This is a genomic window from Actinoplanes awajinensis subsp. mycoplanecinus, assembly GCF_001509495.1.
Classification (GTDB): Bacteria; Actinomycetota; Actinomycetes; order Mycobacteriales; family Micromonosporaceae; genus Actinoplanes; species Actinoplanes palleronii.
The window spans coordinates 12,669-26,851 of record NZ_LLZH01000178.1; the positions used below are offsets into that span (position 1 = coordinate 12,669).

Below are 14,183 nucleotides of genomic sequence, written 5' to 3' on the forward strand. Positions count from 1 at the left end.
GCGCAAACCCCGCCCGGGGTCAGCCGAGAAACGCATGACCTTCTCCCCGGTACGTCGGGGCCGGCGTCAGCGTGTCCCCGTCGATCAGCTGCAGCTCGTTGACGTGTTCACACAGCTCGCCGGCCTTGGCGTGCCGGAACCACACCCGGTCACCCGGGCGCAGCTGCTCGGCGGCCTCGCCCAGCAGGGGCGTCTGCACCTCGCCCGGCCCCTCGTCAGCCTTGAACGAGAGACCCTCGGGCAGGTACGGCATCGGCAGCCGGGACGCCTCGGCCGGTCCGGACGCGATCCAGCCGCCACCCAGCACGGTCGCGATCCTCGGGGCGGGGCGGCGGACCACGGAGAGCGCGAAGAACGCCGCCGGGGTGGGCCGCCAGTTGCGGTACGAGTCGAACAGGGTCGGGCCGTACAGCCCGGAGCCGGCGGTGACCTCGGTGACCGACGGGTCGGCGCTGGTGGCGGCGATGCTGCCGGTACCGCCGCCGTTCACGTACTCCAGGTCGGCGTGCTCCCGGACCGCTTGGACCGCGGCGGCGCGCCGGCCGAGCAGTTCGGGGAGGGCACGGCTCTGCATCAGCCGGATGGCGCGCCCGCGCAGCGTCCGTCCCGGCGGGGCGTCACCCACGCCGGCGATGTGCGCCTCGTACGACATCATCCCGACCAGTGTGAACCCCGGCCGGGCGGCGATCCGGCGGGCCAGCGCGCCGGCCTGTACGGCGGAGTGCACCGGTGAGCGCCGGACGCCGACGTGCAGTGGCCCGGCCGGCTTCCAGGACGCGTCCAGGTCCAGGCAGAGCCGGACGACCGGGCGCTTGCCGGGCGGGGTCACCTGGTCGGCCAGATCGAGCTGCGAGGGGTGGTCCACCATGATCGAGATCGCGGCGGCCAGTTTCTCGTCGCCGGCCAGCTCGCGCAGCGCCGCCCGGTTCGCCGTCGGGTACGCCACCAGCACGTCGTCGGTCACTCCCGCGCGGACCAGCCAGATCGCCTCGGGCAGCGTGTACGCCATCACGCCGTGCCAGCCGGGCCGTGCCAGCACCCGTTCCAGCAGCGCCCGGCAGCGCACCGACTTGCTCGCCACCCGGATCGGTTTGCCGGCCGCCCGAGCGGTCAGCCGGTCCGCGTTGTCGTCGAACGCGGCCAGGTCGACCACGGCGAGCGGAGTCTCCAGATGGTCGGTGGTCTTCTCGAGTCGCCGGCGGAGGGCATAACGATCGGTGAGCACACGCGCACGCTATCCCGATCCGCAGCAACACGAAAGACATTCATCTCTACTCCACTCGTTGGTGCGTACCCCCGATGACCAGGGGTGGCCGGATACAGTGCTCCGAGCAGTGACCACGGGGAGGTAGCGCCATCAACACGGAAAGCCGCGAGGAGACCGCGCCGGTCGAGCTATCGGGTGCGGCCGCGCTGCGCTCCGTGCTCCGCATCCGTCCGTTCCGCCGGCTCTGGCTGGTGCTCGGCGCAGCCTCGTTCGGGGACTGGATCGGCCTGCTCGCCACCAGCCTGTTCACCGCCGCGCAGTTCTCCAAGCCGGCGGCGCAGGGCCTGGCGTTCAGCGCCACCATCGCGGTCCGCCTGCTGCCTGCGCTGTTCCTCGGCCCGATCGCCGGCGTGCTGGCCGACCGGTTCGACCGGCGCTGGACCATGGTGATCACCGACCTGCTGCGGTTCGTGATCTACGGGTCGATCCCGATCGTGCCACTGCTCGGCGCGTCGCCCGGCGTCATCGCCACCTGGGCCACCATCGCCACCCTGCTCGGCGAGACGGTCACCCTGATCTGGATCCCGGCCAAGGAGGCCGCGGTCCCCAACCTCATCCCGAAGGCCCGGATCGAGGTCTCCAACCAGCTCACCCTGGTCACCACGTACGGGATCACGCCGATCCTGGCCGCGCTCACCCTCTCCGCGCTGACCGCCGGGGTGCAGAACTCCGGCGCCTCGCTGCCGGCCTGGGCGCAGCCGGTGCAGCTGGCCCTCTACATGAACGCGCTGTCCCGGCTGGCCACCGCGCTCGTCGTCTTCTTCGGCATCCGGGAGATCGGCGGCAAGAGCGCGGAACGCCAGCAGGCCGCCGCGCAGAGCATGTCCCGGCAGTTCCTGGACGGCTGGAAGTACATCGGGCGTACCCCGCTGGTCCGGGGCCTGGTGCTGGGCATCTTCGGCGCGTTCGCGGCCGGCGGCGTGGTGATCGGCTCGGCCAAGACGTACGCGGTCTCGCTCGGCGCCGGTGAAGCGGCCTTCTCGCTGCTCTTCGGCGTGATCTTCCTGGGTCTGGCGCTCGGCATCGGGCTCGGCCCGATGATCGTCAAGGATCTCTCCCGGCGGCGCTGGTTCGGCATGAACATCGTGCTGGCCAGCGGCTCGGTGATGTTCCTCGGTCTGGCCTTCCACCTGTCCATGGCGCTGCTCGGCGCGCTGCTGGTGGGCGCCGGTGCGGGCATGGCGTTCCTGGCCGGCACCACGCTGCTCTACGGCGAGGTCGACGACGCGGTTCGCGGCCGGGTCTTCGCCGTGGTCCAGATCGGCGTCCGGATGGTCCTGCTGCTCGCGATCACCCTGGCCGGCCTGCTGGTCGGCCTGGGCAGCTCGCGCCGGGTCGACCTGGGCGCGTTCAGCTTCGACGTCTCGTTCACCCGGGTGCTGCTGCTGGTGGCCGGCGCGATCGGGATCTGGGTCGGCATCGGCGCGTTCCGCCAGATGGACGACAAGAAGGGCGTGCCGGTCCTGGCCGACCTGTGGGGTTCGGTCCGTGGCCGGCCGCTCGCCCCGCCGGAGGAGTTCGCCCGGGCCGGGGTGTTCGTGGTCTTCGAGGGCGGCGAGGGCGCCGGCAAGTCCACCCAGGTGAACCGGCTGGCCGAGACGCTGCGCGAGGAGGGCCGGGAGGTGGTGGTCACCCGCGAGCCGGGCGCCACCGACATCGGCTCCCGGATCCGCGGGCTGGTGCTCGACAAGGAGCACGGCGCCGGGCCGTCGCCGCGCGCCGAGGCCCTTCTGTACGCCGCGGACCGGGCACACCACGTCGCCACCGTGGTCCGTCCGGCGCTCGGCCGGGGCGAGGTGGTGATCAGTGACCGGTACGTCGACTCGTCGCTGGCGTACCAGGGCGCCGGTCGTACCCTGCCGGTCCAGGAGATCTCCTGGCTCTCCGCGTGGGCGACCGGCGGCCTGAAACCCGACCTGGTGGTCCTGCTCGACGTGGACCCGACCGTGGGCCTCACCCGGGTCAGCTCCCGGGGCGAGGGCACCGACCGGCTGGAGAGCGAGTCCAAGGCCTTCCACGACCGGGTCCGGTACGCGTTCCTGGACCTGGCCGCCGCCGACCCCAAGCGCTATCTGGTGCTGGACGCGGCCCGCCCGCCCGAGGAGCTGGCCGCGGCGGTGGCGTCCCGGCTGGCCGACTTGCTCGGCCCGGTCCCGGTGACCGCTCCTACTGCCTGAACAGTCGCAGCGGCACCGCGGCGGCCATCCGAGCCATCCCGGCATCGTTGGGGTGCAGGTGGTCGCCGCTGTCGTACGCCGGGTTCAGCCGCAACGGATCGGCCGGATCCCGGACCGCCTCGTCGAAGTCGATCACCGCGTCGTACTCGCCGGAACGGCGGATCCACCGATTCAGCGCGGAGCGTTTGCGCTCGTTCTCCGGGCTGTAGAAGCCGAGCGTGTCGTCCTTGAACGGCAGCACCGTCGCTCCGTACGCCCGCAGCCCGGCCTGGTGCGCCCGCGCGATCAGCTGCCGGTGCCCCCCGATCAGGTCGTCGGCCGAGACCACCTCGTCCGGCGGCGCCGACGTGCCCGGATGTCCGAGATCGTTCACCCCGAGCAGCACCACCAGGTACGCCGCGCCGGGCTGGGCGACCACGTCCCGGTCGAAGCGGCGCAGCGCGCTCTGCCCGAAGTACGCCGCGTACGCCACCGCCGGGCTGCCGGCCGGCGGGTTCGGGTCGTGCAGCAGCCGGTTGCCGGAGACGCCGACGTTGGCCACCCCGCGGCGGTAGGACAGCCGGGCGGCCAGCAGGTCGGGCCAGCGGTGGTTGGCGTTCGCGACGGTGTTCGCGCCGTTCGTGATCGAGTCGCCGAGGGTGACGATCGCGCTGCTTGTCGCGTGCACACTCACCCCGGACAGGAACAGGTACTGCTGGATCGTGCTGGTCGGCGTCACGTGCCGGGCGCCTGTCACGTTGCCCGCGGCGATCACGTTGTCCTGGAACGCGAACGCGGCGAGCGTGGTGACCGGGGTGCGCGCCGGCAGGTAGACGCTGATCACCAGGTCGGCGCCGCCGGTGACCGGCAGGTCGACCGGGTCGCTGACGATCGGCGCGCCGGACGGGACGGTGACCGCGCCCTGCCCGCCGAAGGTGACCCGCCGATCGGTGCCGGGCCTGGTGTCGTTGCCGGCCGCACGGATCGCCACACGTACCTCGCCGATCCGCAGTGGCGTCTCGCCGAACTCGTTGGTGAGCCGGATCCGCAGCTGGTTGCCGCCGAGGCTGAGGTGGACGACCTGCCGCAAGGTCTGGTCGGCGAGGACCAGGGGTGGTGCCGGCGGGACGGTGGTCGGCACCGCGGCCCAGCTGGCGGTCCAGGCCGCCGTCGCCGCGGCCGCCGGGCTCGGCGGGAGGGCGCCGGTCGCTGCGGCAGCTCCGGTCAGGGCAAGTAGCTGGCGTCTCGTGGGCATGTCACCCTCCGGAAGTTTCGGAAATCTCCGGGACAGATCTCCGTAACGTAGAGCTGCTCATCGATGTCGTCAAGGGGCGGGTATCGGCTGCTGCGCCATCTTCACGGTCCGATAGTGATCGATGGACATGGTTGACGCGGGTGGGCAGTGTGCATAACGTTTCGGCTTGTCCTCGTAACTTTCGGAGGCACTTCTGATGAGACTTGGTCGCATCGCCGCGTTTCTCGCGGTCAGCCTGGCCGTGGCCGGTTCCGCGCCGGCCGACGCGCATCCGCGGTCGGATGACGGGTCGCTGCGGGCCGCGGCGCGAGGCACTGGCGTACGGATCGGCACGGCCGTCGACATGTCGGCCCTGGCCGCCGACGCGCCGTACCGGGAAGCGGTGGCCCGCGAGTTCGACACGGTCACCCCGGAGAACGTGATGAAGTGGGAGGCCGTCGAGCCTCAGCCCGGCGTCTACGACTGGGCCGCCGCCGACCAGCTCGTCGACTTCGCCCGCAAGAACGGGCAGCTCGTCCGCGGGCACACCCTGGTCTGGCACAGTCAGAACCCGGCCTGGCTGACCGAATCCGCCTACACCCCGGCACAGCTGCGCACCCTGCTGCGCAAGCACATCCTCGACGAGGTCGGCCACTTCAAGGGCCGGATCTGGGCCTGGGACGTGGCGAACGAGGTCTTCAACGACGACGGCACGCCGCGGGACACCATCTGGCTGCGAGCGCTCGGGCCGGGCTACATCGCCGACGCGTTCCGCTGGGCGCACCAGGCCGACCCCAAGGCGCTGCTGTTCCTGAACGACTACAACAACGAGGGCGTGAACCCGAAGAGCGACGCGTACTTCGCCCTGACCAGGCAACTGCTCGCGCAGGGCGTCCCGGTGCAGGGCTACGGCATCCAGGGCCACCTGGCGCTCCAGTACGACTTCCCGGACAGCGTGCTGGACAACGTGCGACGCTTCGACAAGCTCGGGGTGCGTACCGCGTTCACCGAGGTCGACGTGCGGATGCTGCTGCCGGCGGACACCGCGAAGGTGCGGGCGCAGGCCGAGGGATTCGGCTTGCTGCTGCGGGCGTGCCTGCTGGTGAAGCACTGTGTGTCGTACACGGTGTGGGGATTCACGGACAAGTACTCGTGGGTGCCCGGGGTCTTCGACGGGGAGGGGTCGGCGACGCCGTTCGACGAGAACCTGCGGCCCAAGCCCGCCTACGCCACGTTGCGGGACACGTTGCTGCTGGCCCGGCGCTGATCCGCGGCGGACGATGAGGACCAGGCTGCGCCGGCACCGTCCGTCGGCGCAGCCTCCTCGTCAGCCCTTCCAGAGGTTCAGCATCATCGTCTCCACCGCGATCTCCGGCTTGACGTTCAGGTTGATCGACTCGCGGCAGGCGAGCACCGCCTCCAGCCGCCGCAGCGTGCTCTCCGGCGACCACTTCCGCGACGCCGCCTCGGACTGCGGAGCGACGTCGCCGTGCACCACCGCCACCGGCGCGCGCAACGCGGTGACCAGCACGTCCCGGTAGAACCCGGCCAGGTCGACCAGCTGCCGGTCGAGCACGTCCCGCTGGGTCCGGGTAGACCGGGACTTCTGCCGGCGCTCCAGGTCCTTGATCTGGCCGGCCGCGCCGCGCATCGCGCCGGTCGCGCCCCGCCCGGTGCCGCCCGCGCCCAGCGCCTGCTCCAGCGCCGACCGCTCGGACGCGTCCGAATCCACCACGCTCGTCGCCGCCTCCGACTTGGCCGCCGCGACCATGCCCGCGGCCACGTCGAAGCAGGCGCCCACGCCGGTCAGCCTTTTCGGCACGGCCAGCACCGCATCGCGGCGGGACCGGGCCTCCGGGTCGGCGGCCAGCAGCCGGGCCCGGGTGATGTCACCCTGCGCCGCGGCGGCGGCCCAGGCCGCGGTGTCGGCGGCCATGCCGTCCCGGGCGATCAGCGCCGCGGCGACCGCGTCGGCGGGCGGCTGGCGCAACGCCACCACCCGGCACCGCGAGCGGATCGTCACCGAGATGTCGTCCGGGTGAGTGGATGGGGTGCAGAGCAGGAACACCGTGCGGGGCGGCGGCTCCTCGATCGCTTTGAGCAGGGCGTTGCCGGCCGCCTCGGTGAGCCGGTCGGCATCCTCGATCACCACGACCTGCCAGCGTCCGCCGCTGGGCGCGGTCGCCGCCCGCAACACCAGGGCGCGCATCTCACCGACCCCGATCGACAACCCTTCCGGTACGACGAAGCGCACGTCGGCGTGCGTCCTGCCGAGCACGGTGCGGCAGCCGTGACACTCGCCGCACCCCTGCCCCTCGCGCTGGCACTCCAGCGCGGCGGCGAACGCCCGCGCGGCCAGCGACCGCCCCGATCCGGGTGGACCCGTGAAGATCCACGCGTGGGTCATCGCCGCGCCGCCGGCGGTGTCGCCGACCACCACTCGCGCGGCGGCGGCGGCAGCCCGGCGCAGCGTCTCCACCGGCTCGTCCTGGCCGACCAGGTCAGAGAACACATCATGCGGACTCACCCGACGATGGTATTGCCAAGCCCCGACAAATCCCGGACCGGTTGACCCGTACCGGTGGCGCGACTTCCTGGAGTGACGGATGAGTAACTCTGCGTCGCGGCTTGGAAGTTATCCACAGAGGACTCCGGGGATGCCGGGGGAGCGGTAGATTCTGATGTCGGAACGCGACGGCGACATGACACGTGGTGAGGAGCCGGGTGCATGGCTCGGGAGATCGACGAGGCGTGGATCGATGAGGCGATCGGTCGTTATCGGCGCGTCGAGGGCCTGCGTGCCGAGTTCGACACGGCGGTCGCGGCGCACCAGGTCACGGTGCACTCACCCGACCAGTCGATCGAGGTGGTGGTCACCGCGTCGGGCGAGATCGTCGACGTGCGGGTGCACGGCGGCCTGCGCCAGCGGGATGCCGTCGAGTTCTCCCGCGAGCTGAAGGCCGTGGTCACCAGCGCGGGGGAGGCGGCTCGCTGGGCGCGGGAGAAGTTGCACGCCGAGGTGTTCGGCTCGCTCCACTCCCTGGACGACCCATGATCTGCCGGAGCTTTTCGACATACCCCCGGAGGGGCGCTGACATGGACCGGCTCGCCGACCGCATCGACCAGGCCGCCGCCGCACTGACCACGATGGACCGGCGCGTGCCGGAGCTTCTGCCGGTCGCCGGCGCGTTCGGCGCGGATGACGCCGGGCGCCCCGGCCGGATCGGGCAGCGGTTGCACGAGAGCTGGTCCGCGGTGCTGCGGGCCCGGTCCGCCGAGGCGGCCGGACTGGCCGGGCGGTTGTCCGAAATGGCCCACTCGGTGCGGGCCAGCTCCCAGGACTATGCCGAGACCGACGCGGCGGCGCAGCGCCGCCTGCGGGGGCTCTGATGGACCAGCTCGATCGCCTGCTGACCGTCGCCGAGCCGCTGCTCAGCCGGGTCGACCAGGTGCTCTCGGCGGCCGGCGCCCCGGAAGGGCACCAGGTCTGGCCCGAGTTGCGCCGGGTCCGGCTGCTCCCGGGCGACGCGGCCCGGTCGGTCGGTGCCCTGCGCCCGGCCGTGGTCGCCGAGGCGGTGCCCGAGCTGCGCGCCCACGCTCGGGCCTGCGCCGACACGGCTGACGCGCTGCCGCTGGCCACGTCCTGGACCGGCGACGCCGCCGACGCCTACGAGGCGCTCCGCCGCCGCACCGCCGAGCAGCTCAACGCCGGCCCGAACAGCCTCTCCCGTCGGATGACCGCCACCGCCGACCTGGCAGACACCCTCACCGACTGGATGACCCACTCCCGCAACGCCCTGGCCAGTGCCTTGGCCGAGGCCCTGACCTCCGCCGAGTCCCTGATCCTGACCACCCCTGGCGCGACCTTTCCCGGCGTGCCGGAGACCCGCGCCGCCGCCGACATCGCCGCGCTGCTCCTGCGCACCATCGCCGACCGCTACGACCTGGCCGAAGACCTCCTCGCCGAGATCGGCCCCCTGAGGTCCCCCCAGCCGGTCTGACCCCGCCCCCGCGCCGACCCGCCTCGCCCCACGGCGGATGGTCGATATCGTTTGGCGATGCCGTTGACGAACCCCTGGCTGGCCGACCCGACACCCACCCGGAAACTGCCGCCGGACCGGCTCGAGGAACGCATCCGCAACCTGCTGTCCAGCCAGAACATGTGTGTCCTGGCCACCACCGGCCCGGACGGCCCGCTGGCCACGCCGGTGCGGTTCTACGCCCTGGGCCTCGCGGTGATGTTCACGGCCTCGCCCCGCTCGCCGAAGATCCGCAACCTGATCGCCGACCCGCGCGTCTCGGTCGGCATCTTCGCGCCCCTGGTCGGCCTGGCCAGCAGCCGGGGCGCCCAACTCTTCGGCCGTGCCCGCCTGCTCGGCCCGGAGGACCCGGAGCAGATCCGCTATTGGGAAGCGTTCCGCTGGGAGAACGAACACGCCGAACGCGGCCGCCCCCTCACCGAGCCACCCGCCGAAACCCTGATCGTCATCGACCCCGACCGGATCGTCTACACCGAACACTGGCTCCGCCGCGACGGCTTCGCCCCACGCCAGACCTGGCACCCCACCCCAGCTCCCCACGCATGACGCCGCCGCCGCTCGTGTGGGGACTTTCGGTGCGCTCCGCGCCGCAACTCCCCACGCACGGCGGTTCGGCGGTTTGTGTGGGGACTTCAGGTGCGCTCCGCACCGCAACTCCCCACGCAAGATGGTGCTGCCGCTTGTGTGGGGACTTTCGGTGCGGAGCGCGCCCTAACTCCCCACGCAAGATGGTGCTGCCGCTTGTGTGGGGACTTTCGGTGCGCTGCGCGCCCAAACTCCCCGCGCAACCGCGCAACCGCGCAACCGCGCAACCGCGCGACCGCGCGACCGCTCAGGACTCCGGGCGACGTCGACGTGCCCCCAGCACGAACGCGCACACCCCGCCCACCAACAACCCCGCCCCGGTGATGAACAGCGGAGCAACCCGCGGCCCGGTGACCGGCAGAGTGTCCGCCGGCGTATCGGTGGCCACCGACTTGCGACCCGGCTCCGGCGCCACCGCGGCGGCCTCCAGCATCCCGATCCCCAGGTCCGCGACCACTGCGGACGGTTCGTACCCGGCCTCACCCCGGCCCGCCGCGGAAACCCGCAGCACGGACACCTTGATCGCGGTCGCCCGCGCGGCCAGCGCCCGTCCCTTCGACGCCTGCCGCACATCACCGAGCGAGATCCGCACGATCGCCTTCCCTCCCGGCACGCTCTCCAGCGGCATCACCGCACCCGGCCCGGAAGAAGCCGACTTGGACGGCACCGGCAACCCGGGAATCGAGGGAACCGGTGACGACTCGGGCGGCAGCACCGGCACCGTCCCGGACTCCGTGATCGGCCCCAGATCACTGATCGTCACATCGACCTGGTCACTGGGCGTGTCGAGCTTCGTACCGGAAATCCCCGGCCCGGACACCTCGACCACCGCAGGCTGATAGCGGACCTGGCCACCGTCGGCGGCGGACATCGAGACCCGCAGGGTCGGCGCGCGCAGGATCCGGATCCGGACCTTGCCGCCGGCGAGGTCGATCCGGCCGGTGTTCACGGTCGCCGACGCGACCGACCGGATGTGGCCGTCCCGCCGGTTCAGCGCCGTGCTGCTCCGGCTCGAGGCCTTCTCCGGTACGCGGACCAGCTCCCCGTTCGCGCCGGTCAGCGTGATCCGGCCGAGCTCGGTCGTGGAGCGGGAGATGTCCTCACCGGATGCGCCGCAGCCCACCGTGGCGTCCCAGCGGGCCTGCGCGGACATCGTCCCGGAGTCCACCTGGATCGGCCCGAACCGCTTGACCCCGGTGTGCTGCTCGGTCGGCTTGCGCGACGGCGGCGCCTGCTGCAGCACCTGTTCGGCCGCCGGAGCCCCGGGCACCCGCCCGTTCAGGATCAGCCCGGCCGCCGCCGACTTCACCGGCGCATCCGCGATCATGACGCTCCGTGAGTCACCGAGCCCGACACCGCTGATCAATTGCTGGGTGTCACTGTCCGAAACGACCGTACCCCCGGCCGCACCCCCGGCCTCACCCCCGGCAGGGGAGGAAGAAGGCGTCACCGTCGGCCGCTCCCCGCTGTCCCGCTTCGTGATCCCGGCACCGTGCTCCCGCTTCACCACCCCGCGAAGATCCAGCCGTTCGATCCGCAGCAACTCCGCCTCGGACTGCGCCGCATACCGCTGAGTGCCCGCACAGGGGGCCGGCGCCCCCGCGAATGCCGGGCCGGGCACGCCCAGCACCCCCGCGAACCCGATCGCGGCGACACTGGCGGCCAGCGATGTAGCGCTCGTCATGTGGCAGGTCCTTTCGACGTGGGCCGCCGGGGCGGTGTCTACGGGACTGGCCAACGAGGGTCGATGAGGCCGGATGCGCGGCGTCTATGCGACAACCCTCGCGGGTAGTTCAAATCCGGCATTTGGTGCAGCTTGTCCGGGGTCGTAGGGTTACCGCATGGGCATGCTGTGCGCGGTCAGCTTCAACCGATACGGCCGCCTCTACTACCTCGATCCGGGTGAGTTCACGCCCTCGGTCGGCGACCGCGTGCTGGTCCCCACCGACGACGGCCCCGAGGTGGCGGAGTGCGTCTGGGCACCCCAGTGGGTCAGCGAGGAAACCGACGGTTTCCCCAAGGTCATCGGCCTGGCCGTTGACGACGATCTGCGCCGCGACGAGCTGCTCCGCAAACGCAAGGCCGAGGCCAAGGTCGCCGCCAAAAAGCTGATCAAGGCGCACGAGCTGCCGATGAAAGTGGTCGCCGTCGATCACGTCCTCGATCAGGGCAGCGCCAACGGCCCCCGCACCACGATCTACTTCACCGCGCCGCACCGGGTCGACTTCCGCTCGCTGGTCCGCGATCTCGGCGCCACCCTGCACTGCCGGGTCGAGCTGCGCCAGCTCTCGGCCCGCGACTCGGCCCGCGTCCAGGGCGGCATCGGCTCGTGCGGCCGCGACCTGTGCTGCGCCACCTTCCTGACCGATTTTGAGCCGGTCACCATCCGGATGGCGAAGGACCAGGACCTCCCGCTCAACCCCCTGCGGATCTCCGGCGCCTGCGGCCGCCTGATGTGCTGCCTGAAATACGAACACCCGCTCTACCAGGCATTCCAGGCAACCGCCCCGGCCATCGGCACCCGCGTGACCACCCCCGAGGGCGGCGACGGCCGCGTCGTCGCGCACAGCGTCCCGAAAGACTCGGTTGTGGTCCGCCTCGACTCGGACGGCTCCCGTTGCTCCTGCTCCCGGGCCTCGGTCTGCGCCCCGCGCCAGGCACACGACGCCGAATACAACCCCTAAAACCTATTTTGTACGACCTGGGCACAGCCCCCGCCGAGCACACCCCACGCCGTGACCGGTCCTGACCGACTCAGGGCCGCCGGGGTGTGCTCCCGGGGCCGACCCGGGCTCGCTCCGCTTCGCCCGCGATCGTCACGGTCGTGAAGTCCCCGGCCCGGCGACCGCGATCGGTGGCTCGATCCGGTGCACGGCCAGCGGCTGCTCCGGGCGCAGCCACGGCGTGTGCACCTCGCCCTCCGGGTCGGCGGCCCACTGGTGGCAGACCTGGTCGACGCCGAGCGGGTGGATGGTCAACGTCCCGTCCGCGGCGATGTGCATCCGCAGGAAGCTCTTCGCGTCCTCGATGCCCTGGCCCGCGTACAGCTCGTTGAGGTTGACGTCGAACGTCGACGCGACGAGCAGGTACAGCGCGACCAGCTGGGTCGACAGGATGGCGATCGCCGGCCCGTAGAGGATGGCCGCCACCACGAACGGCCCCGGCCACGCCCACTCCTGGAACGGCAGCCGCAACCACACCCAGGTGCCCCCGGCGGCCAGCGCGATCTGCGCCAGCCCGTGCGAGACCCCCAGGATCCAGTGCCGCGCGTGTTTCGCCGAGGACGCGCCCGGCGGTTTCGCGAACAGCACCGTCCCGGCCAGGATCAGCACGAGCATCAGCAGCAGCGGGATGCTGAACAGCCGCTGGATGCTGCCACCCTGCCGGGCCGCGCCGGCCATCGGCAGCATGGTCAGCGTGTGGATGATGCCGAGCATGGTGGCGAACCCGGCGTTGCGCCGCTGGATCCGGTGGAACACGCCCCAGCCCAGTTTCCGCGACGTCGACGGGTCCGGGAAACGGGACACCAGCTCGTACTCCCGGCTGCGGGAGCGGCTGCGGGTCATCGTCTCCCGGGGCGGCACAACCAGTTTCGGTGGCAGCTTGTGCGTGCCCAGCAGGTACGCCCCGCCGCCACCGCAGGTGATCAGCTCCCGGTCCTCGCCGGTGTAGCGCGCGTAGTGGTGCAGGTCGCCGGAGACCAGCACCCGCACCTGCGCCCGGGTCGGCGCCACGATGGTGCGGATGAAGTAGTCGACAGCGTCGTACGCCTCGGGGTTGTCCTTCGCCTTCACCCACGTCGGCGACGGCGCCATCAGGATGATCCGGTCGTCCGGCCCGACCTCCCGGGCGGCTTTCTCGAAATAGAGCAGCTGCGGGTCGTCGATATATGCCCCGAACTGCTCGTCGACCGCGAACAGCCACCAGTTGCCGGGCAGTTTCACCGCGAAATACGACCGGCGCTGCTCGGTGCGCCACCCGCCGATGTGACCGTCCTTGCGGCGGGCGAACAGGCGCAGGAACGCGGTCAGACCGTCGTACCAATCGTGGTTTCCCGGCAGGGCGAACAGCGTGGGTCGTGGCTCACCGGGCGGCGCCTCCGGCAACGCCGCGCGGTACGGCCCCTTCATCCGGCTCTCGTAGCCGTCGCCGCTGGCCAGCGGATAGACCTGGTCACCGCCCATCAGCAGCAGCCGGCCCCGCGGCAGCGCCGCGCCGTCCACGGTCAGCTGCGGCTGGGCCAGCAGCCAGGCGATCGAATACGTCGCGTCGAACCCGTCACCGAGGTCGGCGACGTAGTCCAGCCACAGCTCGCCGTCGGCGGTCGCGGAATGATCGAAGAAGTCCGCGTCCAGAGCGTTCTGCAGCTCGCGCTTGTCGAGGTACGCCCCGAACAGGATGGCCAGCAGCGCCCGCAGCCCGGTGCTCAGCAGCAGCAGCGGGGCCAGCCACCCGATCGGCTTCTTCGGCGTGAACCCCAGCTCCTGCGGATCCAGCCCGGCCGGCCGGGCCGGCACGGTGTGCTCCGCCTCGGCAGACCCGCCCGAGACAACGACAGGCATCGACTGATCGTCCGTCACGTGAGGCACATTAGTCCCGCCGTACGACATCGGCCCGCCGAGCGCTCCCGGCCCTCTCGCAAAAGAGATCCCCCGATGTCGTACACTTGGCAACTGTTGCCGCCTTAGCTCAGTCGGCTAGAGCGACGCACTCGTAATGCGTAGGTCGACGGTTCGATTCCGTCAGGCGGCTCCACCGGAAAGCCCAGGTCAACGACCTGGGCTTTCCCTTTTCCCCGGATCGAATGCCCGAGCACTGCCAGCCGCGTCCGGCGAGCACCGCTGGTGGGCGTTCGCCGAGAGTGCGGCCACGTTCCGTGGAACCGTGCGCAGGTCGTACAA

Annotated in this window: 12 protein-coding genes and 1 tRNA gene; 8 read left to right on the plus strand and 5 right to left on the minus strand. The window is 71.6% G+C overall.

The window, feature by feature from the left end; translation table 11 throughout:
• Positions 1 to 19: 19 nt before the first annotated feature.
• The gene (locus ADL15_RS19915; RefSeq protein WP_067693102.1) at positions 20 to 1,225 is read right to left on the minus strand and encodes an amino acid deaminase/aldolase; all 1,206 of its coding nucleotides are present in this window, start codon (positions 1,223 to 1,225) and stop codon (positions 20 to 22) included.
• Positions 1,226 to 1,422: 197 nt separating this feature from the next.
• Here ADL15_RS19915 and tmk point away from each other — a divergent pair, with 197 nt between their 5' ends.
• Positions 1,423 to 3,444 carry a dTMP kinase gene (gene tmk / locus ADL15_RS19920; RefSeq protein ID WP_232344225.1) on the plus strand — a complete coding sequence of 674 codons (2,022 nt, stop codon included), beginning with the start codon at positions 1,423 to 1,425 and terminating at the stop codon, positions 3,442 to 3,444.
• Here tmk and ADL15_RS19925 read toward each other — a convergent pair.
• Positions 3,434 to 4,678 carry an SGNH/GDSL hydrolase family protein gene (locus tag ADL15_RS19925; RefSeq protein WP_067693105.1) on the minus strand — a complete coding sequence of 415 codons (1,245 nt, stop codon included), beginning with the start codon at positions 4,676 to 4,678 and terminating at the stop codon, positions 3,434 to 3,436. The two genes, tmk and ADL15_RS19925, sit on opposite strands and share 11 nt — an antisense overlap.
• A 196-nt stretch (positions 4,679 to 4,874) precedes the next feature.
• Between ADL15_RS19925 and ADL15_RS19930 the strand changes: the two genes are divergently transcribed.
• Positions 4,875 to 5,924, plus strand: a complete 1,050-nt coding sequence (locus ADL15_RS19930; RefSeq protein WP_067693108.1) for an endo-1,4-beta-xylanase — start codon at positions 4,875 to 4,877, stop codon at positions 5,922 to 5,924.
• A gap of 60 nt (positions 5,925 to 5,984) precedes the next feature.
• Here ADL15_RS19930 and ADL15_RS19935 read toward each other — a convergent pair whose 3' ends face one another.
• Positions 5,985 to 7,184, minus strand: coding sequence for a DNA polymerase III subunit delta' (locus ADL15_RS19935; protein WP_067693111.1), 1,200 nt, complete (start codon positions 7,182 to 7,184; stop codon positions 5,985 to 5,987).
• 201 nt (positions 7,185 to 7,385) lie between these two features.
• Here ADL15_RS19935 and ADL15_RS19940 point away from each other — a divergent pair, with 201 nt between their 5' ends.
• The 4 genes from ADL15_RS19940 to ADL15_RS19955 are packed head-to-tail and all read left to right on the plus strand — an operon-like array spanning position 7,386 to position 9,243.
• Positions 7,386 to 7,712 (plus strand): YbaB/EbfC family nucleoid-associated protein, encoded by a 327-nt coding sequence (locus tag ADL15_RS19940; protein ID WP_067693115.1) that lies wholly within the window; start codon positions 7,386 to 7,388, stop codon positions 7,710 to 7,712.
• A 41-nt stretch (positions 7,713 to 7,753) separates the two neighbouring features.
• Positions 7,754 to 8,047, plus strand: a complete 294-nt coding sequence (locus tag ADL15_RS19945; protein ID WP_067693118.1) for a type VII secretion target — start codon at positions 7,754 to 7,756, stop codon at positions 8,045 to 8,047.
• Positions 8,047 to 8,658 (plus strand): hypothetical protein, encoded by a 612-nt coding sequence (locus tag ADL15_RS19950; protein ID WP_067693121.1) that lies wholly within the window; start codon positions 8,047 to 8,049, stop codon positions 8,656 to 8,658. Before ADL15_RS19945 ends, ADL15_RS19950 begins: the two co-directional genes overlap by 1 nt.
• Positions 8,659 to 8,715: 57 nt before the next feature.
• Positions 8,716 to 9,243, plus strand: coding sequence for a pyridoxamine 5'-phosphate oxidase family protein (locus ADL15_RS19955; protein WP_067693125.1), 528 nt, complete (start codon positions 8,716 to 8,718; stop codon positions 9,241 to 9,243).
• Between the two features lie 286 nt (positions 9,244 to 9,529).
• On the opposite strand, the gene ADL15_RS19960 is transcribed toward ADL15_RS19955, so the two are convergent.
• On the minus strand, positions 9,530 to 10,966 hold the full coding sequence (locus ADL15_RS19960) for a hypothetical protein (RefSeq protein WP_067693128.1): 1,437 nt from the start codon (positions 10,964 to 10,966) through the stop codon (positions 9,530 to 9,532).
• 157 nt (positions 10,967 to 11,123) lie between these two features.
• Here ADL15_RS19960 and ADL15_RS19965 point away from each other — a divergent pair, with 157 nt between their 5' ends.
• Positions 11,124 to 11,966, plus strand: coding sequence for a PSP1 domain-containing protein (locus ADL15_RS19965; RefSeq protein WP_067693130.1), 843 nt, complete (start codon positions 11,124 to 11,126; stop codon positions 11,964 to 11,966).
• Between the two features lie 132 nt (positions 11,967 to 12,098).
• On the opposite strand, the gene ADL15_RS19970 is transcribed toward ADL15_RS19965, so the two are convergent.
• A complete protein-coding gene (locus ADL15_RS19970) occupies positions 12,099 to 13,844 on the minus strand; it encodes a metallophosphoesterase (protein WP_067693456.1) in 1,746 nt (581 codons plus the stop codon).
• A gap of 116 nt (positions 13,845 to 13,960) precedes the next feature.
• On the opposite strand from ADL15_RS19970, the gene ADL15_RS19975 reads away from it, so the two are divergent.
• Positions 13,961 to 14,037: transfer RNA gene (locus tag ADL15_RS19975), tRNA-Thr, on the plus strand.
• Positions 14,038 to 14,183 lie beyond the last annotated feature (146 nt).